The organism is Pleionea sp. CnH1-48, from assembly GCF_024124665.1.
In the GTDB taxonomy this organism is placed as follows: domain Bacteria; phylum Pseudomonadota; class Gammaproteobacteria; order Enterobacterales; family Kangiellaceae; genus JAMXSB01.
This window is the reverse complement of sequence record NZ_JAMXSB010000001.1, coordinates 425,610-446,625: the sequence shown is the minus strand read 5'-3', so window position 1 is coordinate 446,625 and position 21,016 is coordinate 425,610. Positions and strand designations below refer to the sequence as shown.

At 40.8% G+C, this 21,016-nt stretch carries 17 protein-coding genes; 14 read left to right on the top strand and 3 right to left on the bottom strand.

Annotation, left to right across the window (positions count from 1 at the left end; all coding sequences use genetic code 11):
- Positions 1–329: 329 nt before the first annotated feature.
- Positions 330–7,436 (top strand): TcdA/TcdB pore-forming domain-containing protein, encoded by a 7,107-nt coding sequence (locus NH399_RS01970; protein WP_253036734.1) that lies wholly within the window; start codon positions 330–332, stop codon positions 7,434–7,436.
- 150 nt (positions 7,437–7,586) lie between these two features.
- Here NH399_RS01970 and NH399_RS01965 read toward each other — a convergent pair whose 3' ends face one another.
- On the bottom strand, positions 7,587–7,865 hold the full coding sequence (locus NH399_RS01965; protein ID WP_253036733.1) for a hypothetical protein: 279 nt from the start codon (positions 7,863–7,865) through the stop codon (positions 7,587–7,589).
- A 162-nt stretch (positions 7,866–8,027) separates the two neighbouring features.
- On the opposite strand from NH399_RS01965, the gene NH399_RS01960 reads away from it, so the two are divergent.
- The 8 genes from NH399_RS01960 (at position 8,028) to NH399_RS01925 (ending at position 14,374) form a co-directional block, all read left to right on the top strand.
- Entirely contained in the window at positions 8,028–8,606 is a 579-nt protein-coding gene (locus NH399_RS01960; RefSeq protein WP_253036732.1) for a hypothetical protein, read from the top strand.
- 142 nt (positions 8,607–8,748) lie between these two features.
- The gene (locus tag NH399_RS01955) at positions 8,749–9,048 is read left to right on the top strand and encodes a hypothetical protein (RefSeq protein WP_253036731.1); all 300 of its coding nucleotides are present in this window, start codon (positions 8,749–8,751) and stop codon (positions 9,046–9,048) included.
- Between the two features lie 356 nt (positions 9,049–9,404).
- The gene (locus NH399_RS01950) at positions 9,405–9,866 is read left to right on the top strand and encodes a Fur family transcriptional regulator (protein WP_253036730.1); all 462 of its coding nucleotides are present in this window, start codon (positions 9,405–9,407) and stop codon (positions 9,864–9,866) included.
- 25 nt (positions 9,867–9,891) lie between these two features.
- On the top strand, positions 9,892–10,905 hold the full coding sequence (locus NH399_RS01945) for a GTP-binding protein (RefSeq protein ID WP_253036729.1): 1,014 nt from the start codon (positions 9,892–9,894) through the stop codon (positions 10,903–10,905).
- 189 nt (positions 10,906–11,094) lie between these two features.
- A complete protein-coding gene (locus NH399_RS01940) occupies positions 11,095–11,355 on the top strand; it encodes a hypothetical protein (RefSeq protein WP_253036728.1) in 261 nt (86 codons plus the stop codon).
- 78 nt (positions 11,356–11,433) lie between these two features.
- Positions 11,434–11,889: an NUDIX domain-containing protein gene (locus tag NH399_RS01935; RefSeq protein WP_253036727.1), complete on the top strand. Its 456-nt coding sequence runs from the start codon at positions 11,434–11,436 to the stop codon at positions 11,887–11,889.
- A 195-nt stretch (positions 11,890–12,084) separates the two neighbouring features.
- Entirely contained in the window at positions 12,085–12,633 is a 549-nt protein-coding gene (locus NH399_RS01930) for a GNAT family N-acetyltransferase (RefSeq protein ID WP_253036726.1), read from the top strand.
- Between the two features lie 664 nt (positions 12,634–13,297).
- Positions 13,298–14,374: a GGDEF domain-containing protein gene (locus NH399_RS01925; RefSeq protein WP_253036725.1), complete on the top strand. Its 1,077-nt coding sequence runs from the start codon at positions 13,298–13,300 to the stop codon at positions 14,372–14,374.
- A gap of 50 nt (positions 14,375–14,424) precedes the next feature.
- On the opposite strand, the gene NH399_RS01920 is transcribed toward NH399_RS01925, so the two are convergent.
- On the bottom strand, positions 14,425–15,294 hold the full coding sequence (locus NH399_RS01920) for an MBL fold metallo-hydrolase (protein WP_253036724.1): 870 nt from the start codon (positions 15,292–15,294) through the stop codon (positions 14,425–14,427).
- An 8-nt stretch (positions 15,295–15,302) separates the two neighbouring features.
- Positions 15,303–15,746 carry a cupin domain-containing protein gene (locus NH399_RS01915; RefSeq protein ID WP_253036723.1) on the bottom strand — a complete coding sequence of 148 codons (444 nt, stop codon included), beginning with the start codon at positions 15,744–15,746 and terminating at the stop codon, positions 15,303–15,305.
- 101 nt (positions 15,747–15,847) lie between these two features.
- Here NH399_RS01915 and NH399_RS01910 point away from each other — a divergent pair, with 101 nt between their 5' ends.
- From NH399_RS01910 to NH399_RS01890, 5 genes are all read left to right on the top strand, one after another.
- Positions 15,848–16,741 (top strand): LysR family transcriptional regulator, encoded by an 894-nt coding sequence (locus NH399_RS01910; protein WP_253036722.1) that lies wholly within the window; start codon positions 15,848–15,850, stop codon positions 16,739–16,741.
- 163 nt (positions 16,742–16,904) lie between these two features.
- The gene (locus tag NH399_RS01905) at positions 16,905–17,213 is read left to right on the top strand and encodes a PadR family transcriptional regulator (protein WP_253036721.1); all 309 of its coding nucleotides are present in this window, start codon (positions 16,905–16,907) and stop codon (positions 17,211–17,213) included.
- Positions 17,210–18,985 (top strand): PspC domain-containing protein, encoded by a 1,776-nt coding sequence (locus tag NH399_RS01900; RefSeq protein ID WP_253036720.1) that lies wholly within the window; start codon positions 17,210–17,212, stop codon positions 18,983–18,985. The genes NH399_RS01905 and NH399_RS01900 overlap by 4 nt, the downstream gene beginning before the upstream one ends.
- 369 nt (positions 18,986–19,354) lie before the next feature.
- Positions 19,355–19,846: a hypothetical protein gene (locus NH399_RS01895; protein ID WP_253036719.1), complete on the top strand. Its 492-nt coding sequence runs from the start codon at positions 19,355–19,357 to the stop codon at positions 19,844–19,846.
- Positions 19,843–20,829: a hypothetical protein gene (locus NH399_RS01890; protein ID WP_253036718.1), complete on the top strand. Its 987-nt coding sequence runs from the start codon at positions 19,843–19,845 to the stop codon at positions 20,827–20,829. Before NH399_RS01895 ends, NH399_RS01890 begins: the two co-directional genes overlap by 4 nt.
- Positions 20,830–21,016 lie beyond the last annotated feature (187 nt).

Here is a 21,016-nt window from a genome sequence, read left to right as displayed (position 1 = left end):
AGAAGAATAACAGAGGTTGCATCGACAGTATTTGAAGCGCAAAAAACTTACTCTTAATCTAACAATAACTAAAAAAATACGATAATATTAACTCATGTAAATAATAGTGTTCACTTAGAGATGCCGTAAGGAAAAATTCAAATAAGTAAAGGGAGTAGTTGGCATTTTATTTTTCTATCAGAAGATTTCAGAGTTTCTTCAAAGTTAAATCAGAACATTTCAGAAAAAATACGAAAGAAATCATATTAACGTATGCGGGTAATTGGTTCTTCTGCTATTGGCACGGTTAAAAATTTGGCAGGAGAAAAATTGTTACTACAGGAGTTAATATGAATAAAAGTATTATCGCGTTAGCCGTTTCATTGCAGTTATTAACCAATCAAGTCCAAGCAGTAGGCGGTGACGGACAACCTAATGTCAATGGAGCCGGAGCTGACTCTGGTGAACCCGCAAATAAATTGCCGAGAGTTGACTTTTCTGCTCAAGCAGAAGCTGTTAAAAATCGAATGACTGATGTTTCTAACGCTACCTTAGCGGAGATGATTAGAGACTCACAAAGTTTAATTGCTAAAGTTAAAGCTAGTTATTCTCTTTATAAAAAAGCTCGAGACAGAAGCTCATCTGATAAAAATAAATTGTATAGAGAATATCAACGCCTAAAAAAAGAACTCGAATCAAAAGCTCAGTCGAAATTCTATAGAGCTTACTCTAATGATGTCCCTCAAATTCCCAATTTCTTAAGTGACTCTGAGGCAAAACAATTTGTTGATCTAATTGAAAGAGAGTCGCTGAATGCCTCTGCCAACAATAGCCCCTTTCGGATAAAAGTCCAAGCGTCAGACAAGATGGACCGAACAACATTAGAACAGGCCGTCGCTTACCGCTTTAAACCCTATCCAGAAAGAGGTGGTTCTCCTGCTATTCATTCTCGTTTGACTTTAGATGTCAAAAAGGAATATCTACCTCATTTGGTAGAGGCGATGAAAAGTATTATGAGTTTGCCCGAAGTTCAACAGAGCAAAATATTTGGGCCATCGAAATATGGAAAGTTGACGGACAATGCAGTCATTTACTTGCAAAAACCGGGTGTTGAGTCTGCTCTGACCATCATTGCCAAACTAAAAGAATTCTTACCTGAAGAAGCATTCATTTCTCATGTTCCTGTTGGCATGCTTTCAATGCAATCAGGTATTAGTTACGCTGAGGCTCCCTTTGGAGAAAAGGATAGCAGAGGTGTTGACCCTAATAGTAGTCATGGCAGCTCACGAGCATTTGTTGCGGCAAAGGCGATTGCCCAGAGTGCATTAACAGATCAAAGCTCGGTGAGAAATACTTTGCCACAGCAACTGGAATTTCTGGGCTATGATAAGGATAACCCTGCGCTCATGATGGGGAGTGCCAGCCGTGACTTGCAGTTGCGGAATGGTCTTGGCGGTAGTGATGTTCATATACAAACTCTTTATAGTGATCCTGTAGGATTTCTAAGTACTCACACATTGGATGTTAGAGATTTAATTCCGGATACTTTAGCCCCTACTCGCAGAGTTTTTGCGCGCTTAGAAAAAGGAGAGCATGACTATAGTGTTCGACTTACTGATGGACCAGAACAAGGTACGGTCTCAGCCTACTTTCTTGGTTTTAATGGTGCAAGCAATCCTGTTCCTGCTTTTGTTGATATTCCAAAACACGCTCAAGAAGGCGACTTTCTATTTACCGGATCATTAACGGGCTGTTCGGTCATTGTAACTGAGTTGAATGACTCTACGTATCGCGTTTTCCATGATGCAAGAGGGGAAAGTTCAGCTTTTTATGACAATGTTGTTATGGCGCTAGACTATGACCAATATAAAGGCAAAAGCAGACAAACGGCTGCCAGCTCCTACATGGTCTTTAAAGATGGTGAATGGAAACTCATCCATCAAGGACTGCAAATGATCATATCCGACAAAAAAGGATACTGGGGACGTCGTGATGGCTCAGAAGGCAATGCTTTTGTTCAAGGAGAAGACCGCGACTATTTTAGTGCCAAAGCTCGAGAAACTCGTTTCCATCAGTTGCGAAAAAGTGTTCAAAATGAATTGATAAAAGAAGCTCGAACTTTAGGGATTTCTGTTGATCCATTACCAGCTGATCGCGTTATTGATCCTAATGAGCCTATTAACAGAGACAATCCTGCATTTGTTGAATGGCACCAGTTACGAGAAAAAGTTGAAGAAGCGGCTGGACGAAACAGTCGAATTATTGGTGATAAAATTCATGACACAAGAACTAAGCTCAAAGTTGCTTCAGGAAAAACTCGAGCGCTTTTAGAGCAACAACTGCACGCGTTAAGAGTGACCAACGATTCGTATACCGGTGGAATCAATGGGTTGTTACGTGACTCTTCTGGCCTGGATATAGCAGCATTGTGGTTGGATAAGAAACAACGTGAAGGTACCAGTAGCGTTGTTCAGATTGATCCCAGCATTCTTGAGAATATTAATCGTCAACCAAGATTGATGGATCAGTTCAGTGATTATCAAGGCATTCTGGCGGATACACTCAATGCTGCGGATCTCGACGACTATGTGCATGGCATCGAACATGAAAAGGACACCATTGTTCCTGGTTGGCATGTGGATATGACAACCACCGAAATGATTAACCACTTGCTTGAGCAACGTTCTAGCCTTGGATGGAGAGAACAAGGAGCTTTAGTTCGTCGAATTAACGAGAACTATCGTCGCACAGTTTATGATAATGCTTTAGGGAAAACGCGAGAGACAGTTACCTACATGGAGAACTATGCAGAAAAAGTTCAGCTAGTGCCACAAGATGTCATTCTTCTGGCAGAGCCTGGTCGTTGTTTGCCATTAGCTCGAATGATGGCGACATCGATTGCACAACTTGGAGCAGAGGGAGTTAAGCAGTTTTCTGAAACATTATGGACGGCAGCAGCATCGCCCGATACAGCTTCTTCGAAGAGCTTGTATTCTGACATTGCCAGCTTACATGTTCATCCGGATGTTAAAAATGCAGAGATTAAAAAAGGCAGTCGTTTAACTTTGGATAACATATCAAGTTTGTTGTCTCGCGAAAACCTGGAAACAGGAAAGTCCTTCTTCTTGTTAATGAATACGCAAGAACACTCCATGATGGTTGGTAAATATCAGATGGCCAGAGAGGAAGTCTTCTATTTCTACGATCCTAACTTTGCTGTGTTTACATTCAATGACCAAGCTTCATTAATGCAAGGTCTAAATGAACATCTAAACACTCAGGGGTACGCTGAGAAATACAAAGCTCAGGTGGATGAAGGGAAGGTACGCTATGAAGTTCGAGTGTTAGATACCCAAAATATGTCGGATATACGCTTAAGCTCTGGCTTTACCGTCAATAATTTGCTTGAACCAGAAGCCACGATTCCCGATGCGAGTACATTGAGAGATGCTCATGCTATTGCTGATATTGAAGCTTCTACATCCAGTGATTTGAAAATAAAGTCAGCTTTGACATTGATAGAAAGTAATCGCATGGCCGAAAGCTTTATGGATGCGACTCGTTCTTTACTTTCTAGTGAAGGCCTGGGAGAGAACTGGCTGCCGGTATTAAAGAATGTTAAACAGGAAAATGGTCGTTATGTGGTTCCCGTGATGAACAGCGAAAATCCAGAGCTGGTTCGTGAGTTAGTGACCGACGACGACAGAATTTTCAAGTTCAAGCGTTACTACGATGAAGCTTTAGAGAAAGTTCGTGCTCGATATCGATATGCCGATGGAGAGCTAGTTGCACGAGAGGGAGTCGCTGATGTAGAGCATGTCGATGGACTTAATGCGGCATTTACTATTCAAAGTGTTATCGACTTTTTTAATCGTAAAAAAAATGCCGATGCGGCAGCGGCCAGTACTTCATCAGTATCTGAGAGTCTTGACAAAGCGATCAAAGCCCATACTTATATTAATCTCGCTCAAGTGGCTCATGGAACAATCTTAGATGCTGCTAAGATTTATCAGCTTTATAGAGTGGCCGTCAGTGATGTAGAAAATGTTACTGGCACTACTTTGTCTGCAGTCAGTCACACGGTCAACGAAGGTGTCGGTGTTTTGTTCGGAATTGCTAATGTTGTGCTGGATAGTTATGAATTAGCGAATGCCCAGAATGAAACTCAAAGAGAGGTGTTTGGCACTCAGTTAGCGTTTGACTCCGTCAGTCTGGTAACCAGTGCTGCTGGCATAACGGCCGGGCTTGTTGGCGCTTCAACGGCTGGTGCTGTATTAAGCGGAGCTGGAGTTATTGTTGGTGGACTGGCTGTAGGATTCACCGCGCTAGCCCAGGCTTTTGGAGAAGTCGCTGATAACGCAAAGAATGTAGGCCGATATTTTGACGAGCTAGATCAGTCTTATAGTCATGGTGGCTATATTTATAGCGATGAATATCACGCAATGGTCCCTTATGATGTTGCAAAGAAATATAGTGGCAATGGTGCCGTTATTCGAGAGATAAATCTGCAAGCTAAAGAAGTGTTGTTTGACAGTCAATATATCTATCGAACACATCATGGCCATACTGGTTCAGGAAAAATTAATTATTTCTTCTGGGCTGGTGATATGCCCCAACAGGTGAGTGATAAGTCACAAGCCATTAATATTCGTCAAGGCATTGGATATGGTGAACGTGCCGACTTTAATATTGATGATCAAGCTTTAGTGCTTCCATCAACAGCTAGATCCTATATAGGTTATAACTATAATTTATTACCTGGTTCGACAACGCGAAATGATACTGGCTTTAATATCATTAGAAAGTTAGAAGAAGATAAGCGCTTTGATTATGACTTCTATATTTTTCCGAGTGAATATACGATTGATAAATTGAGGTACGAATATGTAAGTACTGATGTTAATGTCATACTGGATAAACAAGATAGACAAATCGTAATGCCAACCTTCTCTCAGGAAGAAAGAGGACATCTTCATTACAAATTAGAAGGTAGCGGTGCCAATTATCATCTTGTATTAAATACGGGCGCATCGCTTTCATTATCCGCTCCTTCAAGAAGAAGCAGAACTCAATGGGTTCTAGATGCTCGTCAGCTGGACAACAATAATATTTCGGTTAGTCATGACCATTTGGTTGTAGGTGGCGTGAGAGTTAACTTTAATACGATTTATCCTGGAGCGATCTCTGTTATTAACAAGCATAACGAGATTTTTTCAATTGATATTGATAACCAGTCATTTTCTTTAACATCTGAAGATGGTTCGACATGGGATTCTAATCAACAATTTCATGACCATCTGCTTGCACTTGTTAAGAACAAAAAAGTAAAAGAAAATTTTGTTCTTGTTCAAAATTATCGCACTGATGCTCACGATGAGCATACTGAAGTGGGTAGAGGGTACTATGATGTTAAGAATGACCGTTTTATATATACCAACCGTCCGGGTCATAAGGAGCTGTTATCGGAAGCTAATCTGGTGAGTGTAAAGGAAGGAAAAGCGTGGTTCTTAAGCAGTGACCATGTAACTCTGTGGAATGTGGACATTGCAACAGGAGAAGTTCTTTATCAATACACTCCCAGCTTAGTTGGTGGCGCATTAGGAACTGTGCACAGCAGTCGAGTATGGGAAGAACACGGAAACTTATATTACTCAATAGAAGAGACAATGCCCTGGGGGCAAAGCCGGCAGATGACTTACTGGGTATCGGATACTAAGTTGTCGTTAGTGAGCGTGTTAGGAGATGCTCGGTTGCTTGATAAACTCGAATCCGGCTTTGCTTCTAATTCTGTCGCCGAAGATCCGATTTTTGATCTTGTTCCAGCATTGCCCACTAATATGGGGCCACAAAATTGGGCTGACTCTACTTTTTCTGAAGCGGTCGTTGTTTCTGGTAAGAATGAGCGAGGTGAAAATACTCGTTACTGGGTATTGCATGAGGCAAATGGTCTATATAAAAGTGTCACGGCTCGTCTTCAAGGAGAAATGCCGAGTGATTTGATACTGGCGCTGTCGACAATCACGGAAGAGCAGGTCGACGTTTACTACTTCTATAGCCATGAAACTCAAACACTGTACTATCAACAATATAGTGGAATAGACAAAGCAGCTCAAACTCGTCAGGTAAATTTGGACAATATTAAGTCCGTCTTTAGCCAAAACGAGCACTTATACGTCATGCTTGAAGATGGCTCGTTGCTATTAATGAGTGATGATGGAAGAGCTTCTTTAGTTGGGGTTACCCAGACATGGTTGAGTCAGCATCATGAAAATGTTGATGCTGGTTTTAAACGCTTGAATGAGCAGTATAACAACAAGCAGGGCAGTTTGGTTGTGCTTGGCTTAAAGGACTCTTCTGGTGCCCATGTCAGTGCTTGGTACGATATATCTGCTCAGCAGTTTGTAATGGCTGGAAGTAACTTGAACAACAAAACTTTGAGCTATTGGGGACTTGATAAGCAGCAAAAGTATGCCTGGATACTCGATGCAGATAATAACCAACTTTATCGTCAACCTGTTTTGGAGTCACCATCGACACTAACCATTAGTGAAGATCTTGTGGTTTCTCATTTTGCTGAACAAGCTGTGTTGATGCCTGAGTTTAACGGTAACATTGAGAGCATCGATCGTGTCAATGGTAAGTTATCAGTGCTCACTCATGACGGTGTTCGCCTCAGTGTTGGAGAGGTTGTGCAGGTAGTTGGCGTTACATCTGAATGGCGGCAAAGCAACGAGGGGAATATGAATGCCGCTTTTAGCGAGTTATCACGCCAGTTTTCTCTAGCCGATGCGGTGATGATTGAGACCGAACATGGTAGTTCATGGTACTTACCAAAAACTCACCAACGATTAAATGCTTATGATTTATCATCCGATCATGTTTATGACTTTCTTGGATTAAAAGTAGATGATAGTGGGGCCTTCTATGTGTTCGATGAAACCATGCAGGAAGTTTATGAAGTCTCTAGCCGTGGATTCAAGCAGGGGCTGGGGAAGTACTCTGTCGCTGATGTAGGAGCGCAGGATATACTTGCATTAGAGTTTCATCGTCGTAGTGCTGCTAAGCATCTTAATTTGCCGTTAATAAAAGGAGTTAATAAACTCGTTATCTCGTCGACTGGGAGTGGCCATAACTACTTCTTGAAGATGCCAACGCTTGCGCATTATCAGCAGGTTGTTGTTGATGATAGAGGTCGTAAAAATGCACTCGATTTGATGGTAGACGATCCTGGCTCACTATTATTCAGTCGCTCAGGTGACAATCTGGTTTTGCTTGACGCTAAATCTGATTCCAGTGTTTTATTAACTCGAGCGGATAAAAATGCTTTTAAGAAGATGAATATTGTTATTAACAAACAGCGTTATAACTTATATTTCTTGCTAAAAGCCTATGATAAAAGTGCTAAATTTAATGAGGAGGTTGTTAGCTTCAGCTCAATGCTAAGGTTGTTAAAATAAAGCCAGTAAGCCAGAAGAGATATTCTCTTCTGGCTTATCCTATTGTGTTAAAGCCAGTAGGTATTTGGCTTGGTTAGCGAGAAAATACCAAGAGCATGCTTTAGTGAAGGAATTCTATATTGTCTCCCTCTATCAAGAGCATGCATCGATTCAACTACCATCAACCTGAGCCGTCAGTAGTAAACCAAGAATCAGTCCTACTGCTCCTTGTTTTCCGAACTCTCTTCTTAGTGTTAAGAGCTCTGAAGGGGCGATACCAAGCAAGTGCCCTAATTCATAAGGGGATTCTTCTCTTATAAATTGCTGCAAGTCGCTTCGGGTCAGTGTGAAGCGTTCGGCTACTTCTTGTGTAATGTCGCCGTCCAGTAAGCTTTTGATGTCGTATTGACTCACTTTCGCATTCTCAGCGATGTCATAGTAACTCATCATAACCTCCTGAGTCGTAGGGTTTTGGGCTTAAACCTATATGGATTTAAGTGCTCAAAACTTGACCATGTTATTTACAGTTTAGCATTGAATGATATAGAGTAGTTACTGGGCCAGGTGAGCCTCTCTGTAACATTTTGAAATGACTGGAGTATGTAAGCGAATATGAATAAGTTAATGCCTGTGTTATTGCTGCTGGGTGCAGCTTCTGTTTTCGCTCAGGAAAAAGAGCAAGATAAGGAAGATAAAGAGAAAAAAGAAAATGCTGTTGTCGAAACCACCAAGTCCGTTGTATCTGGAATCGTGAGTTTTGGCAAAGACTTGGTCAGTGGAGCGACAGATGGTGTAAGTGACGGTAGAAAGCAGGGCAGTAGTTCTGATGATGCTCTGGTTGTTGATAATGTAAAAGGGCTAGATAAACATCTTAAGCTTAAAGTACTGTCTGTAAAAACTGAAGAAAGCACTGACTCCGAAAAAACGAAAAGTTCACAAACTTATTCCTTTGTAGAGTTAGGTTTTAAAAATGATGGCAATGAACCTGTACGAGTAATTAACTTACGCGATGCTGGTAATATCATTGCGATTGATAAGGATGGGTATGCGACTAATTTGGCGGGTGGAAAAGGTAACCCCGATGATGTAACCATTCCCCCTAAAGCAGGCAAAAAACAAAAGTTTTACTTCCCGATTGAAGCAGACAATATTGAAGAAATTCGTTTGATGGGAAAAACACTTAGTATGTAATGAATTTAGTTGTGCACAAGAAATAAAAAACGCAGCAGTGTACTTACTTGCTGCGTTTTTTATCATTCCACTAATAAGCTTTTGAGTTTGTTGTAGTATATATAATATTTAAAGAATTAGTATATATTCCATGGAAAGATTCGTGAGCCGAATTAAGCTAGGAGAGCAAGGCTGTAGCCTTGCAAAAGAATTAGAAATTCAAGTTAGTACATATCATGCAAAGTCATGGCAGAACGAAGCTCTTTTTTATGAGTCTTTTCGAATTAAGAGCATGGCTAGTCAGCTATTGAGTGGTTGTGAACTGACTTATTGCGTTAATATCGAGGAGCTAACTAGGGACTTAAAAGCAATCAATAATGATATTGTCGATAGCTTAGTTGATCAGATCCAAACTTTTATTCTGGAGTACAAAAAAGAAAGAGAATTCCATCAGTCCACTTAATGTCATTGCGGGCAACCTGTCACTAGAGTGAAGTTAAGCCAGTTCATTTATATCTTCTTAGTGATTCTGCCATCAAAAAGATTAGAGAACTGCCGTCTTGATCTGACACTAATCTAATTCATTAATAAGATTGAATAGCATGCCCTCAAAATGAGGGCATAATCTTATCGGCCATCGCGGCTATAAAGGCGATATTGACAATCAGGGCAACTGCTTTATGATACGGTGTATCAAGAGGAAAACAGGTATTTAGCACCTTGATTTTACCTGGGCCGAGAACACTCATCTCGGCTTGTGGTTCTGTGTGCTAATGAAGATGTTTATACTTTGTTTTCAACAACTTAAAGGTGAGCCTGATGTCTTCAAATTCCACTCAAAATGTTCTGGATAAAGCGCAACAGAAGTGTGTCTCTACTGGCGCCAAGCTAACCAGCAAGCGTTCGCGATTGCTCGAGCTATTGATTGATTCTGATAAGCCATTATCGGCTTACGAGGTGATTGATCGCTACAACCAGTTTTCTGGGCAATCGATGCCGCCTATGTCTGCCTACCGTATTTTGGATTTTTTGATTTCCAAGCAGCTTGTTCATAAGCTTAGCTCAGAAAACAAATACGTAGCCTGTTCTCATATTACTTGTGAGCATGAGCATTCGGTTGCTCAATTCCTTATCTGTCGATCCTGTCAGAAGGTAAAAGAAATTATGATCGATGCTGGAATTATGCAGGGGTTGGCTCATAGTGTCGAAGAGGCTGGCTACCAGTTACAAAGCTCACAGCTTGAATTGGATTGTTTGTGTCAACAATGCGCCACTCATTAAGTTATTTTTAGTCAGAGGCGTACTCATGGCCATTTCTTCGGTAGCGACTAACATCATTACTGGCTTTTTAGGCGTCGGAAAAACGACGGCTATTTTACACTTGCTTCGTAGTAAGCCTGAGCATGAACGTTGGGCGATTCTGGTTAACGAGTTTGGAGATATCGGAATCGATGGCGGGATCTTTCAAGGCAATCATAGTCAACAAGACGGTGTTTTTATTCGAGAAGTACCTGGTGGATGTATGTGTTGTACCGCTGGGCTTCCCATGCAGGTTGCACTCAATTTACTCTTGGCTAAGGCAAAACCTCATCGGCTATTGATTGAACCGACAGGATTAGGTCATCCAAAAGAGGTGCTTGCTGTGTTGTCTTCTGAGCATTATCAAAAAGTACTTCATTTACAAAACACCATTACGCTTGTTGATGCCCGAAATATTACTAAAGAAGCCTATACTCAACATGACATATTTAATCAGCAACTCGATATTGCTGATGTAATCGTTGCCAACAAGTTTGATCAGTATGGCGAAGATGATATGAACAATCTTAAGGAATACTTGAAAAACAAAGATGATGTTATCGATAGGCCCGTTTATTCCAGCACATTTGGCGAGTTGTCACTCAGTTGGTTAGAAGAAAGCAGTCAGCATAAACCTTCTGTGACATCAGCAGATGAGGCCCACCATCACGACCATCAACATACACATCATTCGACTAAAGAGCAGCCTGATTTCCCCGAGTGTGGTTACTTAACGACGAAAAATCAGGGTGAAGGATTTATAACGGTGGGGTGGCGCTTTTCTCCTGAGTGGGAGTTTGATCGTGCCAAACTGTTTCATTTGCTCAGTGGGTTAAAGTCAGAAAGAACCAAAGGTATTTTTATTACTGAGCAAGGAGTATTTGGCTACAATCAGGCGAATCAGTCGCTTTCGGAATTTGAGCTGGATGAAACACCTGATAGTCGCATAGAGATTATTACGCAGTCTATGGATAAAGACTTCGAAAATAAGTTGATAGAGTGCGGTATTTATCACGCGTAGGGTCGTTGTGAGGGATTGATACTATAGTTTGATTGTGAAGCCGTTCTCTTATTGCTTAATTTCAACTTAACTAAATTGAACTATTAGATCATAGATAAGATAATGTCTTGAAACTCGGGAGTATTATAAGGCCGCCGTTGTACCAATAGCGCTGCATACTCAACTTGGTGCTCGAAGGGAAACTATTCAATGAATGATGAAATACTCAGAATAATCGATAGAGATTTCGAAGAAAAAGATAGGCAACTAGTAATTAAATACCTTAAGAAAATACACCTCAACAATGTATGGGGGGGTAACGGAACACTTCATCAGGTGCAGCACAGTATTTTGCTTTTGGCTGAGGGGAGTGTGTATAGAGTTAAAGATCTGGTTAAGTGTGCAAGAGATGACTTTCGTGATGTAATAGCTGCGGCTACCCAAATCCGAAAAAAGCCTAAGCTTCCTTAAAGTAGAAGTACTTTTATTTTCTCTGAGTTATCCTTCTAGGAAGAAAAACAGTTAGCCAGATGAGGTTGTCATAAGAATATGGAACATAGGATTTGTGTGGGTGCCTTGATTGTTCACAACGATAAACTTTTGATGGTAAATCACAAAAGAGAAGATCGGTATGACTTTTGGGTTGCGCCCGGTGGAGGCGTAAAAGATACTGAATCTCTAGAAGATTCAGTAATACGTGAAGTAAAAGAAGAAACGGGATTAAATGTAGCAGTCGATCAATTGATGTATATAGAGCAAATGTACTTTCCAAAAGAACGCTCTGTCAAATTTTGGTATCGGTGTGAACTCATCGACGGTCATCTAGATTGTACTGCAAAAGAAGCTACCATTGAGTATATCGTTGATGTGAAGTTTATGGACAAACACGAACTGGAATTGAGAGAAACATACCCTCCCATGCTTAAAGAAAGTTTTTGGGAAAAAGTTAAGCAAGAGAGTGTTCAGCCAGAAGTTATTGGGCTTAGAGAACTTAAAAACTATTAGTTCAAACTAACCTAACGCCGATTAAAAATTTGAGCATCACATATTCTTATTACTATCGGGTTATATTCAATTTCACAGTTGGGCAAATGGCCGCTGATTGCTTATTACAGCTATTCGAAGCTTTTTATCAGCTTTGGCTAGGCAAAACCTCCAAAAAAAGCCTAGACTTCCTTGAAAGTAGAGTTTGGGCCGCTTATGAGTATTACTATCATATCAAGAACTAAAGAACACTTTGAAACCTCTCGCTTGATGGTTGAGAGTTGTCAATCCCAGCTTGAGAGTGAAGCTGATGAGTTATCTTTTGCCAAAGCCGCTATGAACCTGCTAACTCCTAAGGTCACTGAAACACTACCTGAAGATTGGCAATGGGTAAGAGATTCTCGGGAGGCCTTACGCTGGTTGCAGCGTCGATGTAAAGAAAGTCGCGTGTTTTCCATACGTCTCAGAGAGCAAGCTGACTTAATTGGCATGCTGTTTTTGCATCATCAACAGAATGAATCTAGCCAACGAGATTGGCACATAGGATATTTTATTGGTGAAAGCTATTGGTCGAAAGGATATGCCAGTGAGGTAATTGAAGCCCTCGTAATATGGGCAAAAAAAGAACACAAGGTTCGCTCGCTATTAGGCGCTGTCAGTAACACTAATATCGGTTCTATTAAAGTGTTAGAGAAAAATGGATTTGCTCGCACCAAGCATCAAGGAGCCAGTGAACAGATGATATTTTTTGAGCGCGTGCTTTAACCACAAAACCTTGATGATGTTAATAAAGAAGGATAGAAACCATAACGTAAACTATTGCCTGACTTCTGGTACTTTGCTTTTTATGGGGATTCAAACGCAAAACCACTGGCTTCATGCTATTCCTGAAAGTGAAACTACTGGTGAGAGGATAAGTTTGACTTTTCGTAAGATACAACGTGATGTTTAGCGTTAATGAGGATATAAAGATCGAAGACAATGTGCTTTTAATACTTTCACTATCAACTAGGTTGTTACGTGCTGAAAGTGCCTGTTATTGCTAAATAAAGCTTTAATCAGAAGAAATCATGCTTTTTTGGGGCATTTAGGTATTCGCGGCTTGCGATTTTGGGATGGGTGAATTATATATAAGACCGTGAGTGATTTTTGTTCAATTAGAAGTTTCTATGTTAGATTCCATAATCTAGCTTTTGGCTTCGGCTTTGAAAGCTCTTACTCAATGTGTGCAGAACTCAGTTCAATCGAATAATTAATAATATGGACTCTGAGCTTCATCAGCATAAGCAGTACTGAAAGAAGCGGACACTTTAATATCGATCTACAGGCCGTCATACTTTCTGAGCAAGTGTTTGTTGCGCTAACAAACCAGAATCTTATAGTGCTTCAATCAAACATAAAATTAGACTGATTTTTGAAAGAGGGGCTAATGGCGGCATCGGCTGAGTTTAAAAAATTGATCCAAAGTCAGAGTGATGACACTGCGCTCTTGTTAACGGGCAATAAGAAAACTTTGTATCTTATTCTGTCAGTTACTTTCTTAATATTTTTTCTTTTTTCTATACGACACATTTATTTAGGCGATTATATCCTAAGCCTTTCTTTAGCTTTGTTTGCTTCGGTCGCAACATACAACACGACGGTATTCTATAAAAAAGGCTTTAGCATCATTAACATTAACTTTATCGTTGCCTTGCTTACCTTATCGCTATGCTTGTCGGTTTATTACATTGGTAAAAGCGCTATTTATTGGACCTATCCTGTTGCTATTGCTTTGTATTATATTTTGTCCAGAAAAGCGGCTTTTACTTTCAATATGATTACTTTGTCGTATGTCGCCTGGTTTAGCTTCTTTAATATGGAGGCAGATGCTGCCGCTCGAATGGCTGTTTCATTATTTTTGACGGTGTACTTTACTTATCTGATTGCTGGTCATGTTCATGAGCTACATAGAAGTCTTCGTTTTGATTCAATGCAAGATCCCTTAACGGGAGTATTCAATAGAAGGCAGATAAAAACGTTTTTGAATATATGCATTCGTCAGATGCATCGTAGTAATGTTAAGTCCAGTATTCTTATGTTTGATATTGACCACTTTAAACGTATTAACGATAAGTTTGGCCATGATATCGGAGACAATGTAATTGTAAAGGTGGTTGATGTAATCAAAGACAACTCTCGAGAAGTTGATATGCTTTTTAGGGTTGGAGGTGAAGAATTTGTTTTACTGTTACATAATTCCACTCTATCGCAGGCCAAAGATATTGCAGAAAAACTACGTGTAAAAATAAAAAATGAAAATATCATTGATGACTTTCCTGTAACGGTGAGCGTCGGTGCTTGTGCTCTAACACCAGAGTGCACTATTGATGCTTGGCTAAAACGAGCGGATATTGCTTTGTACCAAGCTAAAGCTCAAGGACGGGATAGGGTAGAAGTCTTTGATTTAGAAGAAGTCTTTGATTTAGAAGAAGAGCCTGTAGAAGAGGTTAGAGTTTCTGCATAGAGAGAAAACAAGGTTAGTAAGTTTCCTTATTTTCTCTATTCGACACCTTCTTAATTACCATGCCAGATGGTATAAGCCATTCTCTCAACATGTCCTGGTAGGTTTTTCTCATAACCCTGCCAATGCTTAAAGTCTGGTAGTTTAACGGACTGTTTGAGTTCTTTTGTTGATTTGCCCGACTTTAAGCCTTTAAGAACGGCATTATAGAGCGCTTCTACAAAGCGAAAGTCTTCTTCAAATAAATCGGGAGAAGATTCTAAAGTATGACCTGAAATCACCGTCTCGAAACTAAGCTCTTTACGTATGCGTTTCATTGTTTGGTAAATTCCTCCATAGTTATGCGCAGTTAAGCGATAAGGCTCATTCACATAGCGTGGTAGGTGAAAGTCTACTGCAAATAAAATTTTCTCTTTAGGCAGGTAGATAACACTCATTGCGTCACCATCGTTAGGTCCCATATAAATCAGAACAACGACTTTATTGCCCGATGTAATGCGCAACTTATCGGTATAAGTTTTATTGGGCAGTACGACTTGCTGATAAGGATCGCGCTTTAGTAACTCGACGGCTTTTTTATGAGCGATAAACTCGGCGCCTTCCTTTTGGAATATTTGACCTCCACGAGTGTGATCATAATGATCGTGAGAATAGATAACTTTGATAACTGGTTTGTTAGTGAGTTTACGTATTTCCTCACGCATTACCGATGCCCGTTCTGCTCCAGAAGGATCGGTAACAATTACGCCTTCTGAACCAATAATAATCAGGCTGTTATAAAACTGATGAAAATACTGATAAATGCCCTCATCAATTCTTTTCACTATTGGTTTACTGGGATCAAAAGACTCGGCCATCAGTGACTGAGTGACAATAAAGCTTGTCAGCACTATTATCAATTTATAAAAGTATTTAACCATCATTGTTTTTCCTATTCATCATGAGTAAGTTTAGGGCCCAAAATTTTAGCTCCGTATTGCTCAGCTAATTGACTTAGCTCAGCCATATCGGCTCCATTGCGTTCTGCTTCGGGAATATGCTTGATAAATCCGTCATGGATGCCTGGGCTCAAGATGCTGATGAGGTGGCCAGCTTCCTTTCCTATGTTTAAGAAACAGTGAGGAGTATTGGCGGGGATTAATACCGTAAAGCCCGGTTCGCCATACACAATATCGTCGCCCACCTGAAACTTGAATTTGCCACTAATCACATGGAAAGTTTCTGATTGCTCTGTATGAATATGGAGGGGAGTCCCTTCTCGGGGCTCTGGGTGTTGAATACGCAAAGAAAAACGTTCTTCGGTTTCTTGCCCTAATAAGGCAACTTGAAACCTTTCTTGAGTTTCTTGCTGAGTTGAAGTGCGAACGGTTGTCATAATCAGCGCCTCTGTGAGTGTCTATTTTCCTCATAATAGTGCATACTAAAAAATCAATAATGGTATAAAATTAACTTCAAAATATACTTTTTGTATCGAATATGGATAAGCTAAGAAATATGCAGCTCTTCTGCCGCGTGGTGGAGCTTGGCAATTTTGCAAAAGCGGCAAAGGCGATGAACCTCACTCCCGCGATTGTGGGGCGTCATATTGCGAATCTGGAGCAAAGCCTTGAAGTACGCTTGATCAATCGAACAACGCGCAGTATGGAAGTGACCCCTGCAGGGCAAGAATATTACGGTGGCTGTAAGGCTGTTTTAGAAAACATTGAGGTATTAGAGCAGTCGCTCTTGCGTTCTTATGTGGAAGAACCCAAAGGCTTCATAAGAGTGGCTGCGCCTGATGGATTTGCGTCACCTTATTTGTTGGATCATGTTATTGGGTTTCAAGAACGCTATCCGCAGATACATATTGATATTGTTGCTGACAACGAAAGAACTGATCTGATCAAAGACAATATTGATTTAGCTATCCGCTTTGCTATTTCGTTAGAAGACTCCAGCTATGTTGCTTATCCTCTAACTCATACAAAACTGGCGTTATTTGGAGCTGTTAAATATCTGGAGGAACATGGAGTTCCTCAATCGATAAGTGACTTAAATGCCCATGATTGCCTGCACTTTGGCGCTTCTCGTTATGGCGGCTTTTGGCCAGTGATTAAAAACGGAGAAACCAAAAAAATAAAACTGCCCTGGAAGCTTTCTTTTTCGAACACACATATCTACATGGATGCGCTTACTCGTGGGCTTGGTATCGGCTTGCTGCCGGAGATCTTTGTTTCTGGAAATAATGCTGGGAACTTAAACAAGATAGAAGGGGTGTTCGATTTCCATGAGATTACAATCTATGCCATGTATCCCTCTCGGCATTACATTCCTCACCGGGTAAAGTTGTTCCTGGAATATTTGAAAGCGGCGTACGAGGGAGCTTCTTAAAAGGGATACGTTCGGCCTAAAGAACATGTCTTAAGTCTTACAGGTTGTCTTCGATAATATTTTACCATTTTGGCTGCTCAAAAAAATATCACCAAGTACCTTGCAACACAAGGTAGCATGCGTTAGAGTTATTCTCATGGAAGCGAAAAATACTATCACCCAAATGCGACGCGGCATTTTAGAGTTCTGCATTGTCAGTCTGTTGGCTGATCATGAGATCTACACCGCCGAGCTTATCAACCGCCTTAAGGCGGCGAACCTTATTGTGACAGACGGTACTCTGTATCCCTTGCTCAATCGGCTGCAAAAAGCTGAGTTGCTGCAATATCGCTGGGAGGAGTCGGAGTCTGGGCCGCCCCGTAAGTACTATTCTTTAACGGAGGCAGGCCTGACTTATCGGCAAAGCCTGGACGAAGCCTGGCAGGGCATTACCGATTCTGTGGAATCCATTCGTAAAGGGAGCAAACAGTGAACAAAGTAGTTAGCATCGAAATCGCTCATCAGGTTTTCTGGATGGACGAAGAAGCTTACAAGGTCTTGCAGACCTACCTGGAAAAAATTCAACAACAATTGGCCACAGAAGAATATGCCGACGACATCTACAAAGACATCGAATTACGTATTGCTGAGTTGCTGTTTGCATTGAGCAGTAACGAGCAGCGAGCCATCAGCATTGAACAACTCAATGACATCATTGAGCAAGTCGGTTTTATCGATAGCGAAGAAACCAGCGAACCCACACAACGCAAGAGCTACCGCGATCCTCAAAATAAAATCATGGGCGGCGTGTGTGCCGGACTAGCAACTCGTTTTGGCGTACCTGCGTTTATCTTACGGTTGGTGTTTCTCTCTTTGATCATGTTCTTTGGTCTGGGGGTTGCGCTCTATATTATTTTCTGGATTGCGCTCGATACCAACAGTGATCGAAACACTGCCCTTGCTGCTCAAGGCAAGGCGCAGACAGCACGACACATTGCGACCTCAAAAGCTCCAAAGGAGGGGCCTTTTATGCAATTGCAACGTATTATCTTTTTGCCTTTTAGCATCATTGGTGCGTTGGTCAGAGTGATTGGCAGTCACTTTGTTAAGCGCAAAAATGTTTACTTCTTCCTGATAAAGAGTGTGGTGGCGTTAGGCTTGCTGTTTGCCTTAATCATCGCTGGCACCATCATCTATTCGTTCAATCATAGTCAGCTTTTCTCGTTACCAGTGTCTTGGGCGCTGAGTATTTCTGCCATGTATTTGATTGTATTGGCTTTGGCCTTTTTCTTAAAGAAGTTCTATCTTGAACGTCCTAACTTTAAGATTAAATCATCGCTAAAGCAGGGGGCCTTAGTGCCTGTGGGGATGATAGCCGCTGCGATTGCTTTTCAAATCTATGTGCATCAGGAGCACGAGACGGAAAGTGTTGAAAAAAGCTTCTCGATCGATGGTAATCACCTGGCATTGACGTTTAACGAAAAGTATCCAACCGACCACTATGCCAGACGTGTTAGTTATCAAGTAAAGACTCACGACTTACCGAATAAAAAAGTAAACTTACGCATCCAGTATTCTAGTAGCGGTGTTGATGCTGAAAACGTATCAGAAAACATTCAGTCCATGGATTACTACTTCACCTATGAAAATGATGCATTAACGTTGAATAAATTTTGGGTGTTAAAAGAAGGTGCGCTTAATCGCGAACAACATCTTGATGTAATTATCGAAGTACCTCAAGACATAGTGATGACCAGCTCATGGCCATTACTGGTTGACCGAGACAGCGATAGCTATAGCTATCTGGCGAGAGATACTCATGAAGCGGGCGGTGACTATTTTGTTCGTGGTGATTATATACATGAGTTCAGCAAAGACTTTAAAAACAAGCTGAGTGAGAACGAACGTGATGTGTTAAATGGTAAATTTTGCGAAGAGTTCTTTATCAGTGATTACTGGAGTTGTTACTCAAACATTCGCCATTCAGTCTCTGATAACTATCGATTCGACCGTGCTTTCCAGCAAGATATGGAAGCCATCGAACAAATGCGCGAGTTTTTGCTACCTGATCGCAGCCTGTTTGTGAGCAACTTAAGCAAGATGCATGAACTGGTAAATGGATTAAGTGTTGAATATGCAGTTAAAAGCGATTTTCAGATATTTATTGAACAATTACTAAAAGTGAAAGCACTGACACCATCAAAGGATTCAACAAACAGTGTTAATGATTTACAAGAGAATCATGGCGCTTTGGTGGAGTATTAACGCCTAAATAACGACATTTATTATTGAGACATTCAAAAAGCCTTCTTATCAGAAGGCTTTTTTGTTGTTTAACATCAGCTTAATGTTTATCTCATTTTGTATTAAATGGTTGGTGGAATTTTTAACGGACTTTTAAAGGGCTTTTCTTGATAGATATCAATAACATACAGTAAGGGCGTTCCCGCCGGTGCAGGGATTGGCCGCCAGCAGGTTAGTGTTTATTGGCTTTTTTATTTGTTCTCCACAAAGGTGTGGGATTTCTTTTTATTTCTTGGTGAGATTCAGCCTCGGTGAATCCGGCAAACTTCGTCTAAACTATCAGTAGCTTAATAAAATATTAAGTTGCCCAATGGTTTAAGGAGGAGAGCCGTGGCAAAACGCAATAACGATAAAAACAAAAAAGACAAAGGGGTGTTGGATTATTCACTCCGCGACTTTGCCGACTCTGTGCAGGCTATTTATGCTATCTCAGCTATTTTTGTTGGGTTGATTTTTGCCAGTGCTTATTTTTACTTCGAATATAAACAAACCATAAGAAAACTGAATGAAGTCACTTGTAAACTCAACAAGCAAAAAGCGGTTTATGAGTACAAAAACACTCAGCTGGCGTTATCAATCGAACAAACCTCTAATCTAAAGATTCACAGCGCGTTATCCAAAATTATTTATGCCTTAGAGAAGCTGGAAAATAACCCCAGCGATGTCAATATCGTAGCCAAGCATTCCATTGAAGTATTAGAAAAACAACAAAACTTCTTAAGTGAAGAAAACAAAGAAAAAAACAGCTCCATAGAAAAATACGGCGACGATGCCTTAAGAGCTGAACTGGCAATGGATGAGTGTGAGGGGGATAAAAAATGATAAGGATTCTATTAACTGCTTTGATGATTAGCCTCTCCATGAGTTTGAGTGCCAGTGATAAAGTTGAGTTCTTAATAACACCACCTGACTATGGCGCTTTTAAACAGTGTGTTCAGTTGGTTGATTGCTCTAGCGCTCGAAGTTGCAAGATTAAAGCTAAGTACGATAAACGAAGCTGTCGTAAGTGTCTGGCAAAAAATCCTTTTGGCGGATGCCTTCTTAGAGGTAATGATCCTGTATGCGAAGCTGCCAAAGCGGCAAAGAATGCTGCTTATCAAGCAGGACTTTCGAAAAAGAAACTGGAGTGCGAGCGTCTAAAAGCAACAAAGCTCAAACAGTGCAAAAGCAAAGTAAAGTCGTTGCAAAAGAAATGTGAGCAGGGTAAGGCAGAACAGCTAAAAGAAGTTGATAAGTTGATAGCTGAACACAAGAGTATGCAAAATGTTTTCGACGATATTTGGCCTAACTATCGAATATCTAAGTCGATTCAAGCAAGGATAGGAGAATTTCTTGAACTGCCCAAAAAGATTAAACTGTCATTGCTCGATCCCATTTATGTTTATGAATATATTCCCAGTCATAATAGTGATGAGCTTACATTGATGGGCCGCCTATCATTGGCTTTTAATGAATCGATTCGAGGCTTTTCTTATACCGACGGCGCTCAAATAAAAAGTAAGATTCCTCAACAGAAAGCCGACATTCTGCTGCTAAAGAAAGTCAGCACCATTGGCAAGAGTATTCTTAAGCGAGAGGATTATCAGCTTACAATTAATGATATTGCGACTTTTCTGGTGCAGGAAGCGTTGCGTAATGGCTATTCAGACAAAGAATATTTCAGCCTGATTAAAGCGAGTGAATTCGACGTCGACCTCTTTATTGACGATATCGTGATTGCCGCCTGCGAAAAGATGGAAGCAGAAGCCGCCGCTATTCGGTGCCAGCATAAAATTGAGCTGATTCGGGAGGAATCGAAGCAATAATAAACCGCCAAAACGCTGAGTTAGATACGCAGGTGCATTGTGTTTCCCACAGACGTGGGGATTGACCATGGGGATGGGGCCTTTTTCACTAACCCCTCAACTCCTTTAATTTCGCTTTAATTCCTTCGAGCTTTATTCGTCCATACTTCCTCGCACAAAAGCTTAAAGTCGTAGGAACCGCTATACC

Coding starts and splice junctions, on each gene's coding strand:
- NH399_RS01910 (WP_253036722.1), top strand. CDS start 15,848: ATGGATAAGCTAAGAAATATGCAGCTCTTCTGCCGCGTGGTGGAGCTT.
- NH399_RS01950 (WP_253036730.1), top strand. CDS start 9,405: ATGTCTTCAAATTCCACTCAAAATGTTCTGGATAAAGCGCAACAGAAG.
- NH399_RS01945 (WP_253036729.1), top strand. CDS start 9,892: ATGGCCATTTCTTCGGTAGCGACTAACATCATTACTGGCTTTTTAGGC.
- NH399_RS01925 (WP_253036725.1), top strand. CDS start 13,298: ATGGCGGCATCGGCTGAGTTTAAAAAATTGATCCAAAGTCAGAGTGAT.
- NH399_RS01960 (WP_253036732.1), top strand. CDS start 8,028: ATGAATAAGTTAATGCCTGTGTTATTGCTGCTGGGTGCAGCTTCTGTT.
- NH399_RS01920 (WP_253036724.1), bottom strand. CDS start 15,294: ATGATGGTTAAATACTTTTATAAATTGATAATAGTGCTGACAAGCTTT.
- NH399_RS01905 (WP_253036721.1), top strand. CDS start 16,905: ATGCGACGCGGCATTTTAGAGTTCTGCATTGTCAGTCTGTTGGCTGAT.
- NH399_RS01965 (WP_253036733.1), bottom strand. CDS start 7,865: ATGATGAGTTACTATGACATCGCTGAGAATGCGAAAGTGAGTCAATAC.
- NH399_RS01970 (WP_253036734.1), top strand. CDS start 330: ATGAATAAAAGTATTATCGCGTTAGCCGTTTCATTGCAGTTATTAACC.
- NH399_RS01915 (WP_253036723.1), bottom strand. CDS start 15,746: ATGACAACCGTTCGCACTTCAACTCAGCAAGAAACTCAAGAAAGGTTT.
- NH399_RS01935 (WP_253036727.1), top strand. CDS start 11,434: ATGGAACATAGGATTTGTGTGGGTGCCTTGATTGTTCACAACGATAAA.
- NH399_RS01890 (WP_253036718.1), top strand. CDS start 19,843: ATGATAAGGATTCTATTAACTGCTTTGATGATTAGCCTCTCCATGAGT.
- NH399_RS01940 (WP_253036728.1), top strand. CDS start 11,095: ATGAATGATGAAATACTCAGAATAATCGATAGAGATTTCGAAGAAAAA.
- NH399_RS01930 (WP_253036726.1), top strand. CDS start 12,085: ATGAGTATTACTATCATATCAAGAACTAAAGAACACTTTGAAACCTCT.